Source organism: Streptomyces sp. NPDC013457, from assembly GCF_043089925.1.
Lineage (GTDB): Bacteria > Actinomycetota > Actinomycetes > Streptomycetales > Streptomycetaceae > Streptomyces.
The window spans coordinates 125098-150027 of sequence record NZ_JBICBL010000009.1; the positions used below are offsets into that span (position 1 = coordinate 125098).

The following is a 24930-nucleotide window of genomic DNA, read 5'->3' on the forward strand; positions in this document are numbered from 1 at the left end:
CCCGGCGCCGACTCACATGCCGACCCCGTCGCCGCGGGGGCTGGGCGGCGCCTGCTGGGGCCCGGCCCGTCCCGGACCGCTCTCTCCGGCGCCAGGCGCGGGTACAGAGGTACCGCGCCGCTCGGCGGCGCCGGGCTGCTGGTGGGTGAAGCCCGCCTGCCACGAGGGCGCCGAGTTCTCGGGAGCGGCGGTACGGGGGCCACTTCCGGTGGCGGGTTGGGTGTGCGTGAACCCCGCCTGCCACGTGGGGCGGGGCTGCTCCGGTGCGGGGGTCTGCTGGCCGGGGGTCTGCGGGGCCGGGGTCTGCGGCGCGGGGGTCTGCGGCGCGGGATTCTCCTGACCGGGGGGCTGCTGGCCGGGAGTCTGCGGCGCCGGGGTCTGCTGACCGGGGGGCTGCGGTGCTGGAGTCTGCTGCCCGGGGGTCGCGGGCGCCGGAGTCTGCGGCCCGGGGGTTCGCGGCCCCGGACCCTCCTGCTCCGGACCTTCCTGCTCCGGACCTTCCTGCTCCGGGCCTTCCTGCCCGGGCCCCTGCCGCTGTTGGCCGATCACCGCCTGCTGCGGTGTCTGTTGGCTTTGTTCCGGCGCCTCGGGCCGCAGTACCTGCCCGTTCGGCCCCTGGACCGTGCGGGCCGCGTCCCGCTCCTGGGCGGTGACCATCATCTCGGGGCCGCGCTGCGGCAGCGGCGTCTGCTCCATGGTCGCCTGGACCAGGGCCTGCATGGCGTGGTCCCAGGAATACTGCTGGAGTACTTCCCGCAGGTAGAGGGCGTCGGCTTGGCGCTGCGGGAGCTCGCGATGAAACTGGCTGATCGCCTGGAACCATTCCCTTGAACGGGGGGTGCCGTCGGTCGGCTCGGGTACCACGCACCGTTGGCCGATCTCCGCCGGCACCCGATCGGTGTCCTGGAAGAACATCGCGGCGCCGCTCTCCTCGTTGACCAGGACGGGGACGCCATGGGCGAGTCCCTCGGCGGCCACCATGCCGTAACCCTCGTGCTTCGAAGGCATGATCACCGCGTGGGAGCCCCTGATGTCCTCATTGAGCTCTTCCACGTTGCTCGTGCGGCCCTTGACCGTTGCGTTTCCGCCACTGAGCCTTGCGAGTTTGGCCACCGCCGACGCCATTTCCTCATCCTTGACGCCCCGGACGGTGAGGTGGACCGGAACGCCGGATTCGTTCAGCAGGCGTACCGCCTCTGCGGCGTCGTCCACGCCCTTGAGGGGATCGTCGACCCGCCCCATGACCAAGAGGTTCAGTCGATCCGGTGCAGGGTCGTGCTGCACCGGATCGTATATTCGGGTGCCCGGGATGACTTCATGGGAATGTGGGATGTGCGCACCCTCCGAGGAAAGCTGTCTGCTCGCTTCCGAGAGGAGAGGGCCGACGCCGGCCACGACGTCCGCGCGCGCCATGGCCAGGCGTTCGATCGAAGAGTCCTCGACGGCCTTTTCCGTCGCCTCTTCGTGGGAAAGTCCCTTCACGAATGGAAGTCGTTCGGGGCTTGTGTGCAGGAAATGCACCGTGCGTGAGCTCTCGTACTTCTCCCGCATCAGGGCAACGGCCGGTCCGGAGAAGCGCGAGTGCCCCATGATGATGTCGTAGGGCTGGTTCGCCGGGTCTTCAAGCCCGTACTCCGTAGGGTCCTGGCCGGCGAGATGCTCGATCCAGTCCCGTCTCTTCACGCCCTCCGGGGGGCGCGTCGTCACCTGCCTCTGAATGCCTTCGTGCTGGGGCATGTCAGGGTTGGCCGTGAGCAGTGTGACGTTGTGTTGGCGGGCGAGAGCCTCGGCCATCTGCTGGTTGAAGACTTCGACACCCCCGTAGCCTCTGCCGCTGTTGTCCGACACGACGAGAATGTTGTACCGCTGGTCAGCCATCGATCCCCCGTTTTTCTTCGATCACCGCATGCCCCACGTCAGAATCCGTAGGTTTCCCGCAGTTCTCGGCCGATTCCCTCGTCGATGAAGTCGGTCAGGTCGTAGGCGGAGAAGTGGATGATGCCGGATTCCGCTCCTGGGTGGATCCTTGCGGCGTACTCGTCGAGGATCTCCGCCAGGATTCCTGCGCGAACGGCGGAGATGGCGACGTCGTCCGGGTCGCCCTTCTCGCGGAAGATGCGTACCTCTCCAGGGTGCGGTGGCCTCGGCTTCCGTCCGAGCTCCGCGCTGCGCGCGAAGAACTTCACGTCGGCTCCGACCGGGCCGGGAACCGGCCGGCCCTCGGGCCAGTCCACTCCCGCGGTCGTGTGCACGCTCGGGTCGATCAGCTCGTGCCGCTCCCGCCAGAACACCCGCGACCGCCCGGCCAGGAGATTCTGAACATCCTGCGCCGCCTTCGCAGTGAGGGGACTTACGGAGGCATCCCCGGTTTGCCGCATGTACTCCAGGGTGGGCATGTTGTCCGATGCGCGCCGGGCCGCGAGGAACAGCGCGTCGTATCGCGCCCGCAGGTCGTCCACGTCGGAAGGCCGGTGGGACACGCGCGCCACGTCGACTGCTCCGACCGGGTGCGAGGTCGGGGCGTTCGCGCCCATCGCCGCCCGCAGTTCGTCGGCTGCGGCGTGTACCAGCCGGCTGAGCTCCGCCGTATCCCCGGTGATCTTCAGCGCAGGCCGACCCGGCGTCAGTCGGTTGACCAGGTCGGCGAACGGGAAGGTGAGCGTCATCATGTGACCCTCGGGCATGACCACTGCCCGCCCCGGTACCAGGTAGTCGTCCGCGTACGGCTCCATCCGGGCCTCCCACGGGCCCGGGTCCGCGGCCATCCGGGCCTCCCACTCCGCCACCGCCTCCGCGAAGGTGATCGGGCGGTCGACCGGCCCGGCGGCACGCCGGGAGATCAGATGGCGCGCCGGATCCGAGGGTTCCCCCTCCTGTGGCGCGGGGCCCTCGGACACGGACAGCGCCGCCTCCAACTCCCGCCATGCCGCCCGGCGCTCCTCCGACCACCGCCCGCCCGGACTGTCCAGGCGCCACACGGGACGCTCCTCTTGCGACATCATCCGCGAAGCCGCCGAATAGATCATTTCGTATGCGTCGGCAAGTTCCAGTTGGCCGCTCATCTCGACTCTCCTTCACGATCGATCAACCCACCCACATCCTCACATCGCGCATGCGGTCCGATCATCATCGTTTGTGGAGGTGTTCTCATGGCACCCCGTCAGGAAGACGGCGCTCACGCCTGCCGTCAGGAAGACGGCAGGCGTGAGCGCCGTCGGACCTTTCGGTTCCGCGGGGCCTCTCGCTGCGTTACGCGGCCGCCGGCTGCTCCGTGACCGTCACCCGGGTCAGCAGTTCCTCGTACGCCCCCCGGTCGAACTCGCCCGCCACCGGGGAGAGGACCGTCGCCGCCGACAGGGCGACCGCCTGGGTGAGGCGGTCCGGCCAGGGGAGGCGGTCGACCAGGCCGGCCAGGAGGCCCGCGACGGCCGAGTCTCCGGCGCCCGTCGGGTTGCCCTTCACCGCGGCCGGCGGGGACGCGTGCCAGAGGCCGTCGGGGGTCGCGGCCAGCATGCCCTGGGGGCCCAGCGAGGAGACCACCGCGTGCGCGCCGCGGCGGCGGGCGTCGCGGGTGGCGCGGTGCGGTTCGCGGGAGCCGGTGAGCTGGGCCAGCTCGTCGGCGTTCGGCTTGACCACGTCGGGGCGGGCCGCGATTCCGCGCCGGAGGGGCTCGCCGCTGGTGTCGAGGAGGACGGGGACGCCGGCGGCGCGGGCGAGCCGGATCAGCTCCGCGTACGCGCCGACGTGGATGCCGGGCGGGAGGCTGCCGCAGAGGGCCACCGCGGAGGCGCCGGCGAGGAGGCCGGTGTAACGGGCCGTGAGGGCCGTCCACTCGGCGGGGGTGATGGCCGGGCCCGGCTCGTTCAGCTGGGTGGTGTCGCCGGTCGTGGTGTCGGCGATCGCGACGGTGCGGCGGGTGTGTCCCGCGATCGGGACCAGCTCGTCGCGGACGGGGGTCGCCGTCAGGTGCCCGCGCAGGATCTCGCCGGTGGAGCCGCCCGCGAAGCCGGTCACGACCGTCTCGTGGCCGAGGGCCGCGAGGACACGGGCGACGTTGAGGCCCTTGCCGCCGGGCCGTTCGATCACCTGCGTCACGCGGTGGGAGGCGTGCGGGGTGAGGGCGGGGACGCGGTACGTGAGGTCCAGCGCCGTGTTGAGGGTGACCGTGAGAATCACCTGCCGTACCCCCGTAGCCCGTCGAAAGTTCCTGGAACAGCCGTAGAACGCGCCACGATCATGCCAAACGGAAGGCGGTTGGCCCAGTCCCCGGACCAACCGCCGTACCGCTGATGGGGCGATATCACGCCAGGTCGGGTTCAACCACCCAAGCGCCCTTGCGCATCACGCCCTTGACGTCGAAGGCCGCGTCGAGGACGACGAGGTCGGCGTCCTTGCCTGGTTCGAGCGAGCCGACCCGGTCGTCGATGCCGAGCACCCGGGCCGGGTTGGCGGAGATGGCCTGGACGACGGACTCGACGGGCAGCCCGTCGACGGTCGCGGCGCGCTTGAACGCGCGGTCCAGGGTGAGGGTCGAGCCCGCGATGGAGCCGCCCTCGACGAGCCGGGCGACGCTGTCCTTCACCTCGACGGCCAGCGGCCCGAGCATGTACCGGCCGTCGCCGAAGCCAGCCGCGTCCATGGCGTCCGTGATGAACGCGACCCGCCGCGGCCCGGCGTGATGGAACGCCAGCTCCAGGGCGGCCGGGTGCAGATGGGTGCCGTCGTTGATCAGCTCGACCGTGATCCGCTCGTCCTCCAGGAGCGCGGCGATCGGACCGGGCGCGCGGTGGCCGAGGGTGGGCATCGCGTTGTAGAGGTGGGTCGCCACGGTGGCGCCCGCGTCGATGGCCTCGACGGTCTGCTCGTACGTCGCGTCGGTGTGGCCGATCGCGGCGACCACGCCGTGTTCGGCGAGCAGGCGTACGGAGTCGATGCCGCCGGGCAGTTCGGTGGCGAGGGTGACCATCCTGGCCTGCCCGCGGGCGGCGTCGATGAGCTTGCGGACGTCGGCCGGGTCGGGGTCGCGCAGCAGCGTCTCGTCGTGCGCGCCCTTGCGGCAGGGCGCGATGAACGGGCCCTCGAAGTGGATGCCCGCGATCTCGCCCTGTTCGGCGAGTTCGGAGAGCAGCCCGGCGCGGGTGCTCAGGAAGTCCATCTCGCCGGTCACGAAGGAGGCGACGACGGTGGTGGTGCCGTGCAGCCGGTGGGTGTGGACGCCGGTGAGGATCTCGTCCACGGTGCCGGAGGTGAACGAGGCGCCGCCGCCGCCGTGGTTGTGCATGTCGACGAAGCCGGGGACGACCCAATGGCCGGTGAGGTCGAGCGCGGGCGCGTCGGCGGGCGCGGCGCCCGCGATGCGACCGCCGTCGACGATCACCCGTCCGTTCTCGACGATGCCGGTCGGCAGCACCACACGGGCACCGGCGAGAACTGTGGAAACGGCCATCAGGCGGATACCTCCGAGTCGAGGGAGAGAAGATCCCAGGCGAGGAGGCCCGCGCCCAGGCATCCGGCGGTGTCCCCGAGGGCCGCGGGGACGACGGCGGGCAGTTTCTGGAACGTGACGCGTTCCTCCACGGCGGCCCTCAGTGGTGTGAACAAGGTTTCCCCGGCCTCGGCGAGACCGCCACCGATGATGAGCGTGCGGGGGTCCAGCAGGGTGAGCGCGGTGACCAGGCCGTCGGCGAGCGCGTCGACGGCGTCCTGCCAGACCTGTACGGCCCTGGCGTCGCCGGACTCGACGGCCTTGGCGCAGTCGGCGGCGTCGGCGTCCGGGTCGCCGGAGGCGGCGGCCCAGGCGAGGGAGACGGCGGAGGCGGAGGCGTACCGCTCCAGGCAGCCGCGCTGGCCGCAGCCGCACTCGGTGCCGCCGGGGCGGACGACGATGTGGCCGATCTCGCCGGCGTAGCCGTGGGCGCCGGCCTCGATGACACCGCCGATACCGATGGCGCCGGCGATCCCGGTGCCGAGCGGTACGAAGAGGAAGCGGTCGGCGCCGTTCCCGGCGCCGATCCGGCCCTCGGCGAGGCCGCCGGTGCGGACGTCGTGGCCGAGGGCGACCGGGATGCCGTCGAGGCGCTCGCTGAGCTGGGCGCGCATCGGGACGTCGCGCCAGCCGAGGTTGGAGGCGTAGACGGCGATGCCGTTCTCGGCGTCGACGATGCCGGGGACGGCGACTCCGGCGGCCGCGGCGGGCTCGCCGTACCGCTCCAGTCCGTAGGCGCGCAGCTCGGCCGCGAAGTCGAGGATCGTCTCGACGACGGCCTCGGGGCCGCGTTCGCGCCCGGTGGCGCGCCGTGCCTCGTGGAGCAGGGTGCCGTCCGCGCCGACGAGGGCGGCCTTCATGCCGGTGCCGCCCACATCGAGGGCGATGACGTGTCTCACGGGAACAGTCTCGCGCGTGCGGGGCCGAAAGGTCTAGTCCACTGGCCCATATTGTTGCGCACGGATACAAATCCGGGTGACGGCCGCCCGTGCGCGGCTTCACAAGGTCTCCACCCGATCCCGAAGGCCTACCCAAGTGGTGTAGACCTTATGCTTCCTCTTCTGTGAAAATCACAGCTCAACGACGAGCACGAGGGTGGGGCGACGCTGTGCAGCGGCGATTTCTTGGACTGACCGCGACGTTCGCCGCGCTGGGTATGACCGCGGGGCTCTCCGGCTGCGGTCTCACCGGTGGCGACTCCGGCGACGTGACCCTGAAGCTGGTCGCGGCCGACTACGACCTGACCGGTGGCGACACCACCAAGAAGTACTGGGAACAGCTCACCACCGCCTACGAGGCGAAGCACCCCGGCGTCCAGGTCGAGGTCCAGATCGAGTCCTGGAACGACGTCGACCGCAAGGTCGCCGAGATGGTCAAGGCCGGTCAGGCCCCCGACATCGCCCAGATCGGCGCCTACGCCGACTACGCGGCGGCCGACGAGCTCTACTCCGCCGACGAGCTGCTCTCCATACCCGTCCAGGCCAACTTCCAGGCCCCCCTCGCCTCCGCCGGCGAGCACAAGCGCACCCAGTACGGCCTGCCCTTCGTCGCCTCCACCCGACTGCTCTTCTACAACGAGGACCTCTTCGAGCGGGCCGGCATCAGCAAGCCGCCGGCCACCTGGGACGAGCTGGCCACCGCCGCGCAGAAACTCAAGGCCAAGGACGTCACCTACCCCTTCGCACTGCCGCTCGGCCCGGAGGAGGCGCAGGCCGAGACGATGATGTGGCTGCTCAGCGGCGGCGACGGCTACACCGACGGCACCGACCGCTACCGGATCGACTCCGAGCAGAACGTCGAGACCTTCGACTGGCTGAAGACGAACCTGGTCCAGAAGAAGCTCACCGGCCCCGTCGCACCCGGCAAGCTCAACCGCAAGGACGCCTTCGCCGCCTTCTCGCGCGGTGAGGTCGGCATGCTCAACGGCCACCCCTCGCTCATGCAGGAGGCCGAGAAGAAGGGCGTCAAGGTCGGCAAGGTCGCGCTGCCCGGCGCGAACGGCAGGTCCAAGGCGTCCATGGGCGTCGCCGACTGGATCATGGGCTTCAAGCAGAACGGCCACCGCGAGGAGATCGGCGACTTCCTCGACTTCGTCTTCAGCGACGAGAACGTGCTGAAGTTCGCGGGCGACAACGACCTGCTGCCGGTGACGGTCAGCGCGTTCTCCCGGATGGAGAGCGACGAGGAGCACGCGAGCCTGCGCGAGTTCCTCACGGAGCTGCCGAACTCGCAGCTCCCGCCGGTCGGCAAGACGTCCTGGGCCCAGGTCAGCGACCTCGTCAAGCAGAACATCGGCAAGGCCGTCACCCCGGGAGCGAAGCCCTCGGACGTGCTGGGCGAGATCGCACGAGCGGCGACGGCGGCCGAGGGCGCGGAGTAATAGGTTGTTCGTATGACCGACACGAGCGAGTCCGGACCCGTCGACGAGGGGTTCGGCGACGGGGCCGGTGACGCGGGAGCCGGTGACGCCCGGCTCGGGGAGCGGGAGCGGGCCGTGCTCGCCGTCGAGCGCCGCTCCTGGCCCGGCCCCGGTGCCAAGGAGCGCGCCGTCCGCGAGCAGCTCGGCCTCTCCGCGACCCGCTACTACCAGCTCCTCAACGCCCTCCTCGACGACCCGCGCGCCCTCCGGCACGACCCGGTGACCGTCAACCGGCTGCGCCGGGTCCGTGCCGAGAAGGAGCAGCGCCGGTGAGCCCGCGTCGGTAGGGTCGTCGTATGGTCAGCAGCCTTCCGCACCCGACCACGTCCGCAGGCCGCGACGGTCTGGCCGCGCTTCTCGCGCGGCCGGAGAAGGCCGTCGTCGCCCTCGACTTCGACGGGACGCTCGCCGAGATCGTCCCCGATCCCGAACAGGCCCGGGCCCACCCCGGCGCCGTCCCCGCGCTCGCCGCCCTCGCCCCGCGGATCGCCTCGGTGGCGGTGGTGACGGGCCGCCCGGCGGGCGTGGCGGTACGGTACGGCGGCTTCGCCGGTGTCCCCGGCCTCGAACGCCTCGTCGTCCTCGGCCACTACGGCGCGGAGCGCTGGGACGCGGTCACCGGCACCGTCCAGGCCTCCGCCGTCCACCCCGGAGTGGCGTCCGTACGCGCCGAGCTCCCCGGCTTCCTCGACCGCGTGGGCGCCTGGCCGGGCACCTGGATCGAGGAGAAGGGCCGCGCGGTCGCCGTGCACACGCGCCGCTCGACCGACCCCCAGGCGGCGTTCGAGGCCCTCAAAGGCCCGCTCGCCGACCTCGCCACCCGCCACGGCCTGGTCCTCGAACCCGGCCGCATGGTCCTCGAACTGCGCCCTCCCGGCATGGACAAGGGTGTGGCGCTCGCGGAGTACGTACGGGAGGTGGGCGCCGGGTCCGTCCTGTACGCGGGCGACGACCTGGGCGACCTGCCGGCCTTCGCGGCCGTGGAGAAGCTCCGCTCGAACGGCACCCCGGGCCTGCTGGTCTGCAGCGGCTCGACGGAGGTCGGGGAACTCGCGGACCGCGCCGACCTGTCGGTGGCGGGGCCGCAGGGGGTGGTGCGGTTCCTGACGGACCTGGCGGAGGCGGTGCGGGAGGCCTGAGGCCCCCGCACCGCCCCCGCGGGGCGGTGCGCGCCGGGTGTCAGTGCGCGGCCGGGTTGACCACGCTGATCGTCAGGTCGTCACCGGCGTCGCCGGTGACCGTGACCTTCACGCCGTGGCCCGCGACCTTGACGCTGGCCTGCGGTGCGGCCGGGTCGTAGTACGCGTTCGGGTCCGTGTCGTCGAAGACCGCGATGCCCGGGACCGACGGCGCGCACGCCGCCATGGTGACGACCGTCTGGCTCTTGCCCTTGCCCGTCAGGGCCTCCTTGTGGAGGCAGGTCGCGTCCGTGGCCTCCAGGCCGAAGGTCGCGTCGAAGGGCTGACGGCGGTTGCTGGGGGCGGTGCCGTCGGCGAACCGGAACGGCGCCGGACGGGCGTCCACCGCCATGGCCTGACCGCCGCCCGGGTGCGCGCTGACGTTGTTGTCGTCGTAGGACCGGTCGACGTACCAGACCAGCATGCCGTTCTGGTACCGGAAGAACTCCACCCAGTCGGGTGCCGTGACGCCCTTGCTGAACTGGTAGGGGCCCTCGGCCAGGAGTGCGTCGCTGCCGACGTACTCGCGGTTCTCCACCAGGTAGTAGCGCGGGTACGTGGCCGTCTCCGTGCCGGTCGAGATCTTCCAGCGGCCGCCGGCGGTCCAGCCGCCCACGCCCTGCTCGACGTCGTCGCTCGCCAGCGTCGTCCCGCCGGTGGAGAGCGAGATGTCGTCCAGGAACGCGCCGGCGAAGTGGACACCGCCGTCCGTCTGGTAGCGGAAGCGGAACAGCGAGGCCTTGCCCTGGGAGTCGTACGCGTACCGCAGCGTCGTCCACTTGCCGGCGGAGGAGCCGTCGACGGCCGCGCCCGCGCGGGCCCAGGTCGTGCCGCCGTCGAGGGAGTACTCGGCGAAGAGGTAGTCGAAGTCGGCCTCGATCTCGTACCAGGCGCTCGCCTTGACGGTGACCCGCGAGGCGGCCGGGACCGACCGGGTGAGGGACTGGTTCAGGCCGTCGGCCGAGCCGGTCCACCAGGCGTGCGTGCCCGAGGTCGGGGTGGCGTAGCTCGTGCTGCTCGTCTTGTCCGGCAGCGCGACGCGGACCGCCTGCTCCTTGCCGGCGACCTGGGACTGCGCCGGGTTCAGGGTGTACGAGCCGGAGGTGCCGAGCTCGGCGTTCGCGTGGTCGAGCCAGCCGAGGAACAGCTTCTCCTCGGCGCCCATCAGACCCGGGTGGGTGCCGATGCCGGCGTTGGCGGAGGCGCCGTGGCTCAGCCAGGAACCGGAGCTCATCAGCGTCCAGAAGGCGGTGGAGTTCTCGCCGCCGTCGGTGTCGTAGTAGTCCGGCAGGCCGAGGTCGTGGCCGAACTCGTGGCAGAAGACGCCGAGTCCGCCGTTCTCGCCCTCGGTGGTGTAGTCGCCCAGCCAGTACTTCGACTGGCCGATCCGGGCGCCGCCCGCCTTGTTCTGGGTGCCGGCGACGTCCGGACCGGTCAGGCCGAAGTCGTCACCGTTGACGTACCAGCGATGCGACCAGATGGCGTCCTCGCCCTGCGCGCCGCCGCCTGCGTCCTCGCCCATGCCGGCGTGGACGGCCTGGAAGTGGTCGATGTAGCCGTCGGCCTCGTCGAAGTCGCCGTCGTGGTCCCAGTCGTTGCGGTCCCAGACGTCGAACTGGGCGAGGTACGCGTCGATCTCGGCAGGGGTCTCGCCCGCCGCGATCCGGGCGTTCCACCAGGCGTCGCCGGTGTCCTGGACGAAGGCCCACGAACCGCCGGTGTCCTCGACGGCGTTGTCGCCGTAGAGGGAGGCGTTGCCGGGGACCTTGACCCATTCCTCGACGGTGTTGGTCACCGAGTAGCGGCCGCCCGACAGCTTCTCGTAGTACGTCTTCATCGACTCGCCGGAGCCGTTGAAGAGGTTCTCGTAGTACGCCTTGTCGAAATCGGCGGTCCAGGCGTTGGAGTTGTCCACGCTCCGGTCCGGCTGGGGTATCTCGTTGTGGAGCGGGCCGGGGACCGTGCCGTACTTCCCGGCTGCCTGGTCGCCGAACTCGGAGAGGATGGTGAAGATCTTCTCCTCGCGGACGGCCGTGGTGGTCGTGGTCTCGACGAACTTGCCGGGGGCGATCTCGACCACTCCGCGGGCGTTCGCCTTGGCCTTCCCCTTGGCGATCCTGTCGATCGCCTGCTCGCGCAGCTCGGTGCGCTGCTTCGTGAGCGGTCCTGGACGGTTGTCGGACCGGGGCGCGGAGGTGGTCCCCGAGGCTTCCGACGACGTGTTCTGGAGCTCCTGTGCCACGGCGGGCTGTAGCCCCGTGGCGAGGAGCGCGGTGAGCGCCGACCCGACGGTCATGCCCACGACAAATCTCTTCACGTCTGCGATCCCTTCGCATGCATGCATCGCATGGTTCGCGTGGTTCTCTTTGTCGCCTGCGGATCGCCTGGGGGAACGATCGCGGCAGAGTCTGACACGAAAGGAGTCGCTGCGAGGAGGGGTTGATCGCGGAAAATCCGCCGCAGCGGGCCGGGTTCCACCGGACCGCGGCCAGGGCTGCGTCGGTCAGGCCCGACGCAGGGCGTCCAGCTGGTCCAGGAACCACCGCTGCGGCGGCAGCGCGGTCGCGGCGGCGGCCAGGCGCTTCGAACGGTCCGCGCGCTCGGCGGGGGGCATCGTCAGCGCGCGGTGCAGGGCGCGGGCGGTCTCCGAGACGTCGAACGGATTGACCGTCAGGGCGTCCTCGCGCAGCTCGTCGTAGGCGCCGGCGCCCGTGGAGAGCACCAGCGCGCACCCCGCCTCCGAGACCACCGGGATCTCCTTCGCCACCAGGTTCATCCCGTCGCGGACCGGGTTGATCAGCGCCACGTCCGCCAGCCGGTACGCCGCGAGGGAGCGCGGGAAGTCGTCCCTTACCGACAGCAGCACCGGCTGCCAGTCGTCGGTGCCGAACTCGGTGTTGATCTCCTCCGCGAGCCGGGCGACCGCCTCCGTGTAGGAGCGGTAGACCGCCAGGTCCTGGCGTGAGGGGTACGCCGAGGCCAGGTGGACGACCCCGCCCCGCCACTCCGGGCGCTCGCGAAGCAGCTCCCGGTACGCCAGCAGGCCACGGACGATGTTCTTCGACAGCTCCGTGCGGTCCACCCGCACGATCGTCCTCCGGTCGCCGATCTCGGCCCGCAGCGCGGCCAGCCGGTCGTCGACCTCGGGGGTGTGGGCGAGTGAGCGGAGGTCGTCGCCGTCGACACCCAGGGGATGGACCCGGACGCGGGTGCGCCGTGGCTCTCCTCCCGCCCTGCGGTGGTGCACCCCCTGCCAGGGATCACCGCTCGGCATGGATCCGTCCGCCGACCCGCGCGCGCTGTCGATGTGCGCGCCGGCGACGAACGACGACGCCCATCCCCAGGTGTGGAAACCGAGCTCGTCCGCGCCGAGCATCCCCCACAGAAGCTCCTCGCGGACGTCCTCGGGCAGCATCCGCATGTACTCCGGCGAAGCCCACGGCGTGTGCGTGAAGTGGCCGATCCGCAGGTCCGGCCGCAGCTCGCGGAGCTGCCCGGGGACCAGCGCCAGGTGGTAGTCCTGCACCAGGACCGCCGCGCCCTCGTCGGCCCGGGCCGCCAGCTCCTCGGCGAAGGCCCGGTTGTAGACGCGGTACGACTCCCAGCGGCGCCGGAACTCCGCGTCGAAGACCGGCTCGTGGGGCACGTCGTACAGATGGTGGTGGAGGAACCACAGCACCGAGTTCGCGATCCCGTTGTACGCGTCGGCGTACACCTCGGGGGCGATGCCCAGCATGCGCACGCCGGGCTCGGTCACCCCGCGCCGCACCGCCTCGCGGTCGCCGTCCCCGAGCGCCGCGCACACCCACACGCTGTCCTGGGAGGACACGGCGCTCAGCCCGGAGACGAGACCGCCCCCGCCGCGCCGGGCGGTGAGCGTCCCGTCGGCGGCGAGGGCATACGAGACCGGACCCCGGTTGGACGCCACGAGCACAGAAGCCATGTCGCGAACCTAGCCCGTCACGTAAACGCTCAAACGTACGTATACAAGTCTGGCGAATCCACGCCTCATGGCTCGCGGCGCCCGCGGAGGGCCGCCTTGGCCACCACACCGGTGGCCGCCAGGGCGAGTGCGAGACCGCCGAGCAGCCACAGCCGCTCGCCGCTCGATCCGGTCTCGGCCATCGTGCCGCCGGGGCCGTGCGGGCCGTGGGGGGCGGTCGTGCGCGGCTCGTGGGTGGCGGGGGCGGCGAGCAGCCCGACCTCGGGCTCGCTCGGATCCGGGTACGGGTACGGGGTCGGGGTCGGAGCCCCGGTCGGCGAGGACGATGCGGTGGCGTCCGGATCCTCCGGGTTTTCCGGGGCCTTCGGGTCCACCGGGTCCGTCCGCTTCGGGGTCGGGGTCGGAGCCGGAGTCGGGGTCCCTGTGGTCGTGGCAGTCGGCGTCGGCGTGGGCGTCGGCGTGGGCGTGGGCGTCGCGCTCGGCTTCGGCAGGGCGATGACCGGGGTCCCGGCACAGGCCGGATCCTCGCTGCCCGGACCGCAGTTCGTGCGCGGTGACGCGGCCTCGACGCCACTCGTCAGCCTGCCGTCACCGCGCACCGGGTCGTCGACCGTCATCGAGTAGGTGATCCTCGCCGTCGCGCCCGCCGGAATGTCGCCCGTATAGGCGATCGAGCGTCCGTCGTACGTCGCGGCGCCGATCGACGCCTTCGCGTCGCCGTTGTAGACGGCGTCGTCCAGGGTGCCCGTCAGGTCGTCGCTGAACCGGGCGTCCTGATGGTCGAGGCGGCCGGTGTTCTTCGCCGTGATCGTGTACGTGACGGTGTCGCCCGGCTTCACCTTCCGCGGGTTCGCCGTCCTGGTGATCTCCAGGTCGGGCACCGGTACGGAGAAGGCGAGCGCGGAGGGCACGTACGTGTCGCCCGTCGGGGTGAACGTCAGCTCCGCCGAACGGGCGCCCTCCGGAAGGGTGCCCTCCGGGATCTCGAACGCTGTGACGAGGGAGGCGCCCGGGCCACCGGAGGGGTGGGCCGCGGTGACGCTCCTGCCGTCCACGAGGAAGCCGGCGCCCGGTGTGCTCCCGCCGCCGTAGGCCGTCACGCTCGCCCGCGCCCGGCCCGCCGTCCGGTGGAAGCCGTCGACGGCGACCGTGGTCGCGGGGGAGGTGGGCCGCTGGAGGACGTGCCCGCCGTAGACGCGGACGGCCCGCCGTTCCGGGGCGAAGGCCGGCTCGGGGCCGGGGAACTCGTGGACCACCGTCAGGGACCAGCCCGCCACACAGCCCGTGCCCCGCGCCGTCCAGATGCCGCCGACCGCGACCGTCGCGTCGGTGCCGGTCACGCCCGCGAACGCGGCCGTGACGTCCGACTCGCCCGTGTAGTGGTGCGCGCCGCCGATGTCGGCCGGGTCGGTCACCATGCTGTCGATCGAGACCGTCGTCTCCGGGCCCGCCCCGACCTTGATGCGCGGTTCGGTCGTGGCGTGGTCGCCCGACGTGGTCGCGGCCTCGCGACCGGAGCCGGCGCACCGCTTCGACAGGGCCCCGCTGGCCGTTCTGTACGTGCCGTCGTGCCCGCCCCAGAAGAGCCGGGCGTACGCGACCTTGGCGCCGGCCGGGATCACGACGCGGGCGGTCCCGGAGCCGGTGCCGGACCCGGACCCGGACTCGGTGCCGGCTGTCACGGCAGCGGTGGCGCCGACGGTCGTGAAGTCGCCGTACAGCGAGGCTTCGTAGCGTTTGCCGAAGGGCTCCACCACGTCCGCCGCGGCCGGACCGGCCGCGGCGAGGGTGAGCGAGCCGAGCGAACCGAGTGAGCCGACGGCGAGGCCGAGCGCCGCCGGCAACGTGGTCATTCGTGGGGTGAACGGCATAGAACGGAAATGTATGCAAAAAGCATCATCATCCGGCGCTACGCCACGCGGCGGTGCGTGTACTCCGTGATGTCGATCATCGGCGGTCGCTCCTCGGTGTCCACCGCGTACGTCCGCGGGGTGAAGCCGTCGTCGCCCCGCTCGAACTGTGTCAGCCGGGGACGCACGAGATGCCCGCGCGAGAGCCGCAGCTGCGCCGTCCGGTAGATCGCCGCCGCCATCCGGCCCAGCGCGCGGCCGTCCTGGTGCCGGTGCTTGCGGACGCCGACGTCGACCTGGGCGAGCGCGTCCAGGCCGACCGTGTGGAGGGCGTCCACGAGCAGACCCAGCTCCACTCCGTAACCGACCGGGAACGGCAGCTGTTCGAGCAGCGAGCGCCGCGCCGCGTACTCGCCGCCGAGCGGCTGTACGAAGCCGGCCAGCTGCGGCCAGTGCAGATTGAGCAGCGGCCGTGCCACCAGCTCGGTCACCCGCCCACCCTGACCTGGGGAGTCGCCCAGCGGACGGTCGTACATGGCCTTCACGAAGTCGACGTCCGGTTCGGTGAGCAGCGGGCCGACGATCCCGGTGACGAAGTCCGCGGAGAAGTCCCGCAGATCCGCGTCGACGAAGCAGACGATGTCCCCGCGCGTCACCATCAGTGACCGCCACAGCACCTCGCCCTTGCCGGGCACGGCCGGAATCCGGGGCAGGATCGCGTCGCGCGCCACGACGCGCGCCCCGGCCGCCGCCGCGAACTCCGCCGTACGGTCGGTGGAACCGGAGTCGATCACCACCAGTTCGTCCACGAGCGGCACCGCCTCGGTCATCAGCTCCCGGCGGATCACGGAGACGATGTCGCCGACCGTCGCCTCCTCGTCGAGGGCGGGCAGGACGACGCTGACCGTCGTCCCGTGCTTCGCCGCCAGGATGCGGTCGAGCGAACGGTCCGCCACGGACCAGGACCGCCGGCCCAGCCAGCGCTCCACTTCCTCCAGCACGTGATCTCCATCTCGCGGTTCGGACGGCAGGTTCAACCCTCCGGGCCTTCGGTTACAGTCTTGAACAACGCGGATGCCCGATGCATGTCGGGGTCCCACCCGCGTCTGACAACCGCTTCACACAATCGAATACCGCTCATCCAGAGGGGCAGAGGGAAACGGCCCGTTGAAGCCCCGGCAACCCTCCAGTCGGTCTCGTCCGCGACACAACGCGCCAGCGAGGCTCCCGGCTAGGGAAGGTGCCAAATCCGTCTCATGACGACATTCGTCATGGGAAAGATGAGGAGAAAGGGCCTCGCCTCCATGGCTGTACAGACTGTTTCCACCGAAACCTCCCGGACCGTCGATCTCGGTCCCGCTTCGGGCCTTTCCTGCCGGGAATGCGGTGAAGTCTTCCCGCTCGGCCCGATCTTCGCCTGCGAGCTCTGTTTCGGCCCGCTCGAAGTCGCGTACGACCTCCCCACCGGTGACCCCGAGGCGCTGCGCAAGCAGATCGAGGCCGGCCCCGCCAACATCTGGCGCTACGCCCCGCTGCTGCCCGTCCCGGCCGACGTCGCCGAGAAGCCGAACCTGAACCCCGGCTGGACCAAGCTCGTCCAGGCCGACAACCTCGCCCGTGAGCTGGGTGTCGAGCCCGGCAAGCTCTTCGTCAAGGACGACTCCGGCAACCCGACGCACTCCTTCAAGGACCGCGTCGTCGCCCAGGCCCTGGAGGCGGCCCGCGCCTTCGGCTTCACCACGCTGTCCTGCTCCTCCACCGGCAACCTGGCCGGCGCCGTCGGCGCCGCCGCCGCCCGTGCCGGATTCCGCTCCTGCGTGTTCATCCCGCACGACCTGGAGCAGGGCAAGGTCGTCATGGCCGCCGTCTACGGCGGTGAGCTGGTCGGCATCGAGGGCAACTACGACGACGTCAACCGCTTCTGCTCCGAGCTCATCGGCGACCCGCTGGGCGAGGGCTGGGGCTTCGTCAACGTCAACCTGCGTCCGTACTACGGCGAGGGCTCCAAGACGCTCGCGTACGAGATCTGCGAGCAGCTGGGCTGGGTGATCCCGGACCAGCTCGTGATCCCGATCGCCTCCGGCTCGCAGCTCACCAAGATCGACAAGGGTCTGCAGGAGCTCATCAAGCTGGGCCTGGTCGAGGACAAGCCGTACAAGATCTTCGGCGCGCAGGCCGAGGGCTGCTCGCCGGTGTCGGCCGCCTTCAAGGCCGGTCACGATGTCGTACGGCCCCAGAAGCCGAACACCATCGCCAAGTCGCTGGCGATCGGCAACCCGGCCGACGGCCCGTACGTCCTGGACATCGCCCGCCGCACGGGCGGCGCGGTGGAGGACGTCGACGACGAGCAGGTCGTCGAGGCGATCAAGATCCTCGCCCGTACGGAGGGCATCTTCGCCGAGACGGCGGGCGGTGTGACGGTCGGCGTGACGAAGAAGCTGGTCGAGGCCGGCCTCATCGACCCGGCCCTCACCACGGTCGTTCTCAACACGGGTGACGGCCTCAAGACGCTGGACGCGGTGGCCGATACCTCGCAGGCGACCGCGACGATCCGCCCGAGCCTGGACGCGTTCCGCGAGGCAGGCCTGGCGGGCTGACGCCCGCGACCGCCGAGGTGCGGGCGCTGCCGGTGACCCGGCCGCGCCCGCACCCCGCCACCCGCCACCCGGCACCCCGTCCGCCCCGCCCGAAGCCACCGAAGGTGAACACCCCATGAGCGTGAAGGTCCGCATCCCCACCATCCTCCGCACCTACACCGGCGGCCAGGCCGAGGTCGCCGCCGAGGGCGCGACCCTGTCCGAGGTCATCGCCGATCTGGAGAAGAACCACGCGGGCATCGCGGCCCGTGTCCTGGACGACCAGGGCAAGCTGCGCCGCTTCGTGAACGTCTACGTCAACGACGACGACGTCCGCTTCGAGCAGGGCCTGGAGACGGCGACGCCGGACGGCGCCGGCGTCTCGATCATCCCGGCCGTCGCCGGAGGCTGATCGTCCGGCGCGGCACGGGCGGCCTCAGGGCCGTCCCGGCGCCCCCGCGTTACCCGGCGTAACCGAATTGCCCCTTCCGCGAGAGAAGCGGAGGGGGCAATTCTGCATGGTTGAGCGCGGTAGAGTTGGGGAAGTCCCCCCGGCTTTCCCCCGCTGCTCGTGCCAGACGCATATGAGAATGCGCCCGCACGCGACAAGAAGCAGCCAAAGTGCACGTGCGTTGTGTACCTTCTGCGCGCTTTGCCGGGCCCGACTTGCCCCGGAATTCAGTGAATTCTCCTCAATTCTCCTTTACGCCATGCCCAGAATTCTCGCCCGATTGACCTGTTGCAGAGGGCAGTTGGGCAGATACATTCAGCCGCGGTCGACGCGTTCCGGCGCAGGGTCTGACCCGGGTCCGCGAAGTGCGGTCCCGCGCAAGGGCCAGTAATAGGGGAGTTAGGCATGGCTCAGGGCACCGTCAAGTGGTTCAACGCGGAGAAGGGCTACGGCTTCATCGCGGTCGACGGTGGTGCGGATGTATTCGTCCACTACAGCGCGATCCAGATGGACGGCTACCGCACCCTTGAAGAGGGTCAGCGGGTCGAGTTCGAGATCTCGCAGGGCCAGAAGGGTCCGCAGGCGGACATGGTCAAGCTCGCCGTCTGAGCACGGCGCGATCGGCCACCACGTACGCACTCACGCGTTCTCACGCCGAGGGGTCCGCATCCTGACCGGGATGCGGACCCCTCGTGCGTGCGCGGGGAGGTGGCGGCGGCCTCTCTCGATCTGCGGGAGTCGCTTGCACTCGCATGGGCCGAGTGCTAATCATTGGCGTTAGCACTCTGAAGGTGAGAGTGCTTACGAGGATCGGGCAGACGAGGTCCGCGGCCAGGTGGGGCAAGGAACCACAGGGCACGCAGGCCGTCCGTCGCGGGCGTCGGCGCGGTCCTGGAGCGTTATCCACCCCATGTCCGGGAGGACCACTTCACATGGCCAAGATCATCGCGTTCGACGAGGAGGCACGGCGCGGTCTCGAGCGCGGGATGAACCAGCTCGCCGACGCCGTCAAGGTCACCCTTGGCCCCAAGGGCCGGAACGTCGTCCTCGAGAAGAAGTGGGGCGCCCCCACGATCACCAACGATGGTGTGTCCATCGCCAAGGAGATCGAGCTCGAGGACCCGTACGAGAAGATCGGCGCCGAGCTGGTCAAGGAAGTCGCCAAGAAGACGGACGACGTCGCCGGTGACGGTACGACCACCGCGACCGTCCTCGCCCAGGCGCTCGTCCGCGAGGGCCTGCGCAACGTGGCGGCCGGCGCCAACCCGATGGCCCTCAAGCGCGGCATCGAGAAGGCCGTCGAGGCCGTCTCCGGCGCCCTGCTCGAGCAGGCGAAGGATGTCGAGACCAAGGAGCAGATCGCTTCCACGGCCTCCATCTCCGCCGCCGACACCCAGATCGGCGAGCTCATCGCCGAGGCGATGGACAAGGTCGGCAAGGAAGGCGTCATCACCGTCGAGGAGTCCCAGACCTTCGGTCTGGAGCTGGAGCTCACCGAGGGTATGCGCTTCGACAAGGGCTACATCTCGGCGTACTTCGCCACCGACATGGAGCGTATGGAGGCGTCCCTGGACGACCCGTACATCCTGATCGTCAACTCCAAGATCTCCTCCGTGAAGGACCTGCTCCCGCTGCTGGAGAAGGTCATGCAGTCGGGCAAGCCCCTGCTGATCATCGCCGAGGACGTCGAGGGCGAGGCCCTGTCGACCCTGGTCGTCAACAAGATCCGCGGCACCTTCAAGTCCGTCGCGGTCAAGGCTCCGGGCTTCGGCGACCGCCGCAAGGCCATGCTGAACGACATCGCCATCCTCACGGGCGGCACGGTCATCTCCGAGGAGGTCGGTCTCAAGCTCGAGAACGCCGGCCTCGACCTGCTGGGCCGCGCCCGCAAGGTCGTCATCACCAAGGACGAGACCACGATCGTCGACGGTGCCGGTGACAGCGAGCAGGTCGCCGGTCGCGTCAACCAGATCCGCGCCGAGATCGAGAACTCGGACAGCGACTACGACCGCGAGAAGCTGCAGGAGCGCCTGGCGAAGCTCGCCGGCGGTGTTGCGGTCATCAAGGCCGGTGCCGCGACCGAGGTCGAGCTCAAGGAGCGCAAGCACCGCATCGAGGACGCCGTTCGCAACGCGAAGGCGGCCGTCGAGGAGGGCATCGTCGCCGGTGGTGGCGTGGCCCTGCTCCAGGCCTCCAGCGTCTTCGAGAAGCTCGAGGCCGACCTCTCGGGCGACGAGGCCACGGGTGCCGCGATCGTGAAGCTGGCCCTCGAGGCCCCGCTGAAGCAGATCGCCGTCAACGCCGGCCTCGAGGGTGGCGTCGTGGCGGAGAAGGTCCGCAACCTGCCCGTCGGCCACGGCCTGAACGCCGCGACCAACGAGTACGTCGACCTCATCGCCGAGGGCATCATCGACCCGGCGAAGGTGACGCGTTCCGCCCTGCAGAACGCGGCCTCCATCGCCGCGCTGTTCCTGACCACCGAGGCCGTCATCGCCGACAAGCCGGAGAAGGCCTCCGCGGCCGCTCCGGGCGGCATGCCGGGCGGTGACATGGACTTCTGAGCCTCGGCTCGGTAGTTCCTCGCTGTACGCGACCGAGGGCGGCACTCCTGCTGGGGGTGCCGCCCTCGGGCGTTCGGGGTGATGCTGGTGGGGTGGGGGTGGTCAGCCACTCCCGGAAGCGGAGCCTCTCGGAAGGCGGGAGCGATCCATGATCACGCTGCTGACGACACCGGCCGACCGCGAGCTGGTCATCACCCGGACCTTCGACGCCCCGCCCGCCCGTGTCTGGGAGGCGTGGACGAAACCCGAGCACGTGCGCCAGTGGTACGGCGTGGCGGCCCTGCCCACGGTGATCTCCGACGTCGACCTCACGGTCGGCGGCGCGTGGCGCTGGGGCCAGAAGGCCCCCGACGGCCGGGAGATCGTCTTCTCCGGAACGTACGAGGAGATCGTCCCGAACGAGCGCCTCGTCTACACCGAGGTCTTCGAGCTCATGCCGGGGCCACCGGTCCATGTCACCCTCACCTTCGACGACACCCCGGACGGCGGCACGGCGCTCACCAGCACATCGATCTGGCCGTCGTCGGAGATCCGCGACCAGGCGCTGGCGACGGGGATGGAGGCGGGGGTCAAGGAGGAGTACGACCGTCTCGCGGCCTATCTGGGGACGATGTGAGCCTCGACGTGCCGCGGCTGCCCGCGGGGGCGTACGACCTGCGCCCCTGGGAACGCGCGGACCTCCCGCTCGTGGAGGAGGCGTCGGCGGACCCGTACATCCCGCTGACCACCACGGTCCCGCCGGTGTACTCGGAGGCGGAGGGCGAGGGGTTCGTACGCCGCCAGTGGCACCGCTCGGAGTCGGGAGCGGGCTACTCCTTCGTCATCGTCCGCCGTCGCGACGACCGCCCGGCGGGCATGATCGGCCTCTGGCTCCGCGACCTCCCCGAGGGCCGCGCGACCGTCGGCTACTGGGTCGCCCCCTCCTGCCGGGGCGAGGGCGCGGCCGGCGCGGCGCTGACGGCGCTGAGTGCGTGGGCCATGGGTGAACTGGGCATCCCCCGCCTCCAGTTGCTCGTCGAACCCTGGAACGAGGCGTCGGCGAAGACGGCGGAACGGGCCGGCTTCGCCCGGGAGGGCCTGCTGCGGTCCTGGCAGGAAGTGGGCGGGGAACGACGGGACATGGTGATGTACGGGCGGGTGCGGGTGCCGTAGGGGGCGGAGTGCCGGTCGACCGGGCCAGGCCGGGCGGGCCGGGATCCGGGTGAACGAGGGGATCAGCGGCCTTGTACGATCCGGTCGACCGGCAGTGGGGGGCACTGAGGTCGCCGGTCGTGTGATGTCCCGACCGGCGTATCGCCGCAGTTCAACGCAGGCTCTTGTCGCACGTCCGCGTGCGGACGTGTGAGTTCCCTGCCCCGCCTCCCGGGACCGAGAGAACGATGACCCGAGGAGTTCCGTGTACGGCAAGAGACCCCTGAGTACCCTGCTCACCGCCACCGTCCTCGGCGTGTCCGGTGTCGTCCTCGGCCCCGTCCAGCCCTTCGCCCGGGCGGTGACGCCGGTGGAGTCGGTGGACTCGGCGCCCGCGGTGGTCATCCCGGGCGCTTCCAGCGTCGTCCCTGTGCGCAACGGTGTGCTGAGCGCGGGCGAGCACGGGTACCTCCACTTCGAGGAGGGGGTCGGCAACACCTGGCGAACGTATGGCGGTGCCGCGAAGCCGGTGGTGGTGGACCCGAACGCGACCTCGCCCTATGGGTCCTACAGCCTGGGGACCGGTTCGGACGTCGTGGCCGACTACGACGACGAGGGCAAGGTCGTCGCGCTCAAGGACGTGGTCACGGGAGAGACCGGGACAGTGGCGCTGCCGGCCGTGCACGATCTCGTCGGCGTGTTCGGCTGGAACGTCCTGACCCGGGACACGACGGCGCAGAACCTCACGCTGCATGTGCTCGACACGCGGTCCGGCGTGCTCCGCGACCGGACGGTCGAAGGCACCCCCGCGGAGCGGTTCTACCGCATGGAGATACCGGTCTCGCTGGGTGACGACGACGGCCTCGTCCTGGGGCTCAACGGGCGGACGTACTGGGTCGACACCACCCGGGCCCGCGCCACCGCGCTGCCGGACCTGGTGTCGCTCTCGAGGCGTGACAGCGCGCTCACGCCCGACCGGCTTCTGTACCGCCAGGGATCCCAGCTCTCGGTGTACGACCGTGCCGATCTCGGACGGGCACCGCTCAGGACGCCGGTGACCGACGAGAAGGACAGCTCGATCCTCGGGCTGGTCGGTGACGACCTTGTCATCGCCCGCCACGATCCGCTGAACGGCATCCTGGGCGGCGACGCCCCCTCCCTGCGCGTCGAGGCCGTTCCGCTCTCCGGCGGAACCCCTCGCGTCCTCGTCGCGCGGTCCACGGGTCGTGCAGTCGGCGCCCCCGACGGCGGGTTGCTGGTCGACGGCGGCCCCGGCACCGCTGACTACGGTGTGTACAGGGTGACCGCCGATGCCGACGGACGAGCCCGGGCCGTGCGAGACAGCGCGGTTGCCTCGCGGAACGTCGTCAACGTCGTCCGGCGCCTCTCCTTCCAGCAGGGCCGTCTCACCAGCCTGGAGGGTGTCGCCGCGGACGGGCGGACAGGGGTGTACACGCGCTCCGTGACCGCCACGCCGTCGGACCTCGCCTACGCTGCCCGTCAGGATCGCGGTCGTGTCCCTGCCGAACTGCCCGAGGCATGCCGGATCGACCAAGGCTGCCCCACCGTCCAGGAGGCGGGTGACGGCCGTCTGATCTACGACCACGAGGGCATTCCGGTTCACCGGGTGGACGAGGGCGCTCAGCTTCCCGGTACCGCGGTCGATGCCGGACCCGGCGGGATCCTCGGCAGCTCCGGCCGCTGGACCGTGGCCAACGTGTTCGGGTTCGACGGGACGTCCAAGAGCCGGGTGCTCGACACCGACACCGGTACGGCCGTACGCACACTGCCGGGCCTGGGGGCATCGCTCGACGGGACGACTCTCTGGGTCTACGAAGCGGGCAACGGCACTGTGACCGGCTATGACGTCCGGTCCGGTGAACTCCTGAACAGCGCATCCATCCCCAGCTGCACCTTGACCAGCGCCCGCGTCATCGGTCGTTGGCTGCACTGGACGTGCATGTTCGGAGGACAGGGTATCTACGATCTTCGGACCCGCACGATGACGCCTCTGGGTATCGGCAACAGCACCCACACCGAGCTCGGCGACGGCTTCCTCGCCTACTTCTCCGAGGGTCGCATCAAGATCAGGGAGTTGGCCACCGGCACCGTTCGCGACATCGGTGCCGAGGGTGTCTCGCCCGAGACCGTGTGGACGGTCGACCCGGCCACCGGCACGATCGCCTGGGCCGACGCGCAGGGTGGGATCCATCTCGTCGGCAGCGGCGTCGTGACCTCTCCGCTGAGGGTCACCGATGCCGTCGCTCCGGCCGCCGCGAACCTCAGGTCGGCCTCCTGGAAGCCGCGTTGGTGGGTGTCGAAGCCCGCCGGATCGTGGTCCCTGACGCTGAAGCGGAAGACGAACGGCGCTGTCGTGCGGACGCTGTCCGGTGGCCCGGCCCGTGGTGCGGTCGCGCCCGTGTGGGACGGCAGGGACACGGGCGGCAGGCACGTGGCGAATGGGGCGTACACCTGGACCCTGACTGCCGATCCCGCCGACGGGCAGGGCGCCGCACTCTCCGCCACAGGGTCGCTGTCGGTGACCGGTGGCGTTCCGGAGTGGCGCGACCTGGCCGGGGACGACGGGTTCGGCGATCTGCTGGTGACGGACACGTCGGGGCTGGTGTCGATGTACCGGGGCACCGGAACGGGCGGTCTGGCCGCGCGAATCGCCGGCACGGGTGCGAGGTTCGCGACGACATCGGTGTTCGTCCCGTCCGGCGACACGAACGGCGACGGCTGCGGCGACGTGATCGTGCGTGTCGATGACCAGATGCGCTCGTACCGGCCGGGCTGCGGGAAGGTGCTGTCGGCCTCGTCCCCGTACACGCTGATCGGTTCGGGCTGGGGTCAGTACGACGTGCTGACGTCCTCCGGGGATGTGAACGGTGACGGCCGGATCGATCTGATCGCCCGCCAGAAGGCGACCGGCGACATGTACTTCTACCCGGGGACGGCGGATCACCGGCTGGGTTCACGGGTGAAGATCGGTACGAACTGGAAGCTGTACTCGAAGATCGTCGGGGCGGGTGACCTGAACGGTGACGCGCGGGGCGATCTGCTGGGCGTGGACGCCTCGGGTGTGCTGTGGCGGTACTACGGCACGGCTTCGGGCGGCGTGACGGCCCGGGTGAAGGTCGGCGGCGGCTGGGGCGCGTACTCGTCCATGGTGGGCATGGGTGACATCACGGGCGACGGCCGTGCGGACCTGGTGGCCCGGGACACCTCGGGCAGGCTGTGGCGCTACGGCAACCTCGGCACCGGCCTCTACGCCTCGCGCGCCATGATCGGCAGCGGCGGATGGAACGGCTTCAAGGGCCTGTACTGATCCGCTGA

General features: G+C 70.8%; 19 protein-coding genes and 1 riboswitch. Of the genes, 10 read left to right on the forward strand and 9 right to left on the reverse strand.

Features of this window, described 5'->3' with window-relative positions; all coding sequences use genetic code 11:
- Positions 1-12: 12 nt before the first annotated feature.
- The 5 genes from ACF1G2_RS24690 to ACF1G2_RS24710 form a co-directional block, all read right to left on the reverse strand.
- Positions 13-1878, reverse strand: a complete 1866-nt coding sequence (locus ACF1G2_RS24690) for a glycosyltransferase (RefSeq protein WP_391800336.1) — start codon at positions 1876-1878, stop codon at positions 13-15.
- Positions 1879-1916: 38 nt separating this feature from the next.
- Positions 1917-3062, reverse strand: a complete 1146-nt coding sequence (locus tag ACF1G2_RS24695; protein ID WP_391800337.1) for a hypothetical protein — start codon at positions 3060-3062, stop codon at positions 1917-1919.
- 187 nt (positions 3063-3249) lie between these two features.
- Positions 3250-4176 (reverse strand): 1-phosphofructokinase family hexose kinase, encoded by a 927-nt coding sequence (locus ACF1G2_RS24700; protein ID WP_391800338.1) that lies wholly within the window; start codon positions 4174-4176, stop codon positions 3250-3252.
- Positions 4177-4300: 124 nt separating this feature from the next.
- Positions 4301-5446, reverse strand: coding sequence for an N-acetylglucosamine-6-phosphate deacetylase (gene nagA, locus ACF1G2_RS24705; RefSeq protein ID WP_391800339.1), 1146 nt, complete (start codon positions 5444-5446; stop codon positions 4301-4303).
- On the reverse strand, positions 5446-6384 hold the full coding sequence (locus ACF1G2_RS24710; protein WP_391800340.1) for an ROK family protein: 939 nt from the start codon (positions 6382-6384) through the stop codon (positions 5446-5448). The genes nagA and ACF1G2_RS24710 overlap by 1 nt, the downstream gene beginning before the upstream one ends.
- 209 nt (positions 6385-6593) lie before the next feature.
- Here ACF1G2_RS24710 and ACF1G2_RS24715 point away from each other — a divergent pair, with 209 nt between their 5' ends.
- Genes ACF1G2_RS24715 through otsB form a run of 3 tightly spaced genes read left to right on the forward strand, consistent with a single transcriptional unit; the run spans position 6594 to position 9043 of the window.
- Positions 6594-7865 (forward strand): ABC transporter substrate-binding protein, encoded by a 1272-nt coding sequence (locus ACF1G2_RS24715; protein ID WP_391800341.1) that lies wholly within the window; start codon positions 6594-6596, stop codon positions 7863-7865.
- A gap of 12 nt (positions 7866-7877) precedes the next feature.
- Positions 7878-8177, forward strand: a complete 300-nt coding sequence (locus tag ACF1G2_RS24720) for a DUF3263 domain-containing protein (RefSeq protein WP_391800342.1) — start codon at positions 7878-7880, stop codon at positions 8175-8177.
- A 23-nt stretch (positions 8178-8200) separates the two neighbouring features.
- Positions 8201-9043: a trehalose-phosphatase gene (gene otsB / locus ACF1G2_RS24725; protein WP_391800343.1), complete on the forward strand. Its 843-nt coding sequence runs from the start codon at positions 8201-8203 to the stop codon at positions 9041-9043.
- Between the two features lie 40 nt (positions 9044-9083).
- Here the strand turns inward: otsB and ACF1G2_RS24730 are convergent, their stop codons facing one another.
- The 4 genes from ACF1G2_RS24730 to ACF1G2_RS24745 all read right to left on the reverse strand — a co-directional run bounded on the left by ACF1G2_RS24730 (position 9084) and on the right by ACF1G2_RS24745 (position 15876).
- Positions 9084-11399, reverse strand: coding sequence for an immune inhibitor A domain-containing protein (locus ACF1G2_RS24730; RefSeq protein ID WP_391800344.1), 2316 nt, complete (start codon positions 11397-11399; stop codon positions 9084-9086).
- 186 nt (positions 11400-11585) lie between these two features.
- Positions 11586-13025 carry a trehalose-6-phosphate synthase gene (locus ACF1G2_RS24735; RefSeq protein ID WP_391800345.1) on the reverse strand — a complete coding sequence of 480 codons (1440 nt, stop codon included), beginning with the start codon at positions 13023-13025 and terminating at the stop codon, positions 11586-11588.
- Positions 13026-13090: 65 nt separating this feature from the next.
- Complete coding sequence (locus tag ACF1G2_RS24740) at positions 13091-14878, reverse strand: hypothetical protein (protein ID WP_391800346.1); 1788 nt, start codon at positions 14876-14878, stop codon at positions 13091-13093.
- Positions 14879-14934: 56 nt separating this feature from the next.
- Positions 14935-15876 carry a glucosyl-3-phosphoglycerate synthase gene (locus ACF1G2_RS24745; protein WP_391800347.1) on the reverse strand — a complete coding sequence of 314 codons (942 nt, stop codon included), beginning with the start codon at positions 15874-15876 and terminating at the stop codon, positions 14935-14937.
- Positions 15877-16009: 133 nt separating this feature from the next.
- Positions 16010-16162, forward strand: a riboswitch (SAM riboswitch).
- Between ACF1G2_RS24745 and thrC the strand changes: the two genes are divergently transcribed.
- The 7 genes from thrC to ACF1G2_RS24780 all read left to right on the forward strand — a co-directional run bounded on the left by thrC (position 16156) and on the right by ACF1G2_RS24780 (position 24922).
- Positions 16156-17472: a threonine synthase gene (thrC, locus tag ACF1G2_RS24750; RefSeq protein WP_352191643.1), complete on the forward strand. Its 1317-nt coding sequence runs from the start codon at positions 16156-16158 to the stop codon at positions 17470-17472. It overlaps the preceding riboswitch by 7 nt.
- 115 nt (positions 17473-17587) lie before the next feature.
- Positions 17588-17863 carry a MoaD/ThiS family protein gene (locus ACF1G2_RS24755; protein ID WP_352191605.1) on the forward strand — a complete coding sequence of 92 codons (276 nt, stop codon included), beginning with the start codon at positions 17588-17590 and terminating at the stop codon, positions 17861-17863.
- Between the two features lie 444 nt (positions 17864-18307).
- Entirely contained in the window at positions 18308-18511 is a 204-nt protein-coding gene (locus tag ACF1G2_RS24760; RefSeq protein ID WP_005315736.1) for a cold-shock protein, read from the forward strand.
- A 323-nt stretch (positions 18512-18834) separates the two neighbouring features.
- Positions 18835-20463, forward strand: coding sequence for a chaperonin GroEL (gene groL, locus ACF1G2_RS24765; RefSeq protein WP_391800348.1), 1629 nt, complete (start codon positions 18835-18837; stop codon positions 20461-20463).
- 148 nt (positions 20464-20611) lie between these two features.
- Positions 20612-21079, forward strand: coding sequence for an SRPBCC family protein (locus ACF1G2_RS24770; RefSeq protein WP_391800349.1), 468 nt, complete (start codon positions 20612-20614; stop codon positions 21077-21079).
- Positions 21076-21615, forward strand: coding sequence for a GNAT family N-acetyltransferase (locus ACF1G2_RS24775; RefSeq protein ID WP_391800350.1), 540 nt, complete (start codon positions 21076-21078; stop codon positions 21613-21615). Before ACF1G2_RS24770 ends, ACF1G2_RS24775 begins: the two co-directional genes overlap by 4 nt.
- A gap of 244 nt (positions 21616-21859) precedes the next feature.
- Positions 21860-24922: an FG-GAP-like repeat-containing protein gene (locus ACF1G2_RS24780; protein ID WP_391800351.1), complete on the forward strand. Its 3063-nt coding sequence runs from the start codon at positions 21860-21862 to the stop codon at positions 24920-24922.
- Positions 24923-24930 lie beyond the last annotated feature (8 nt).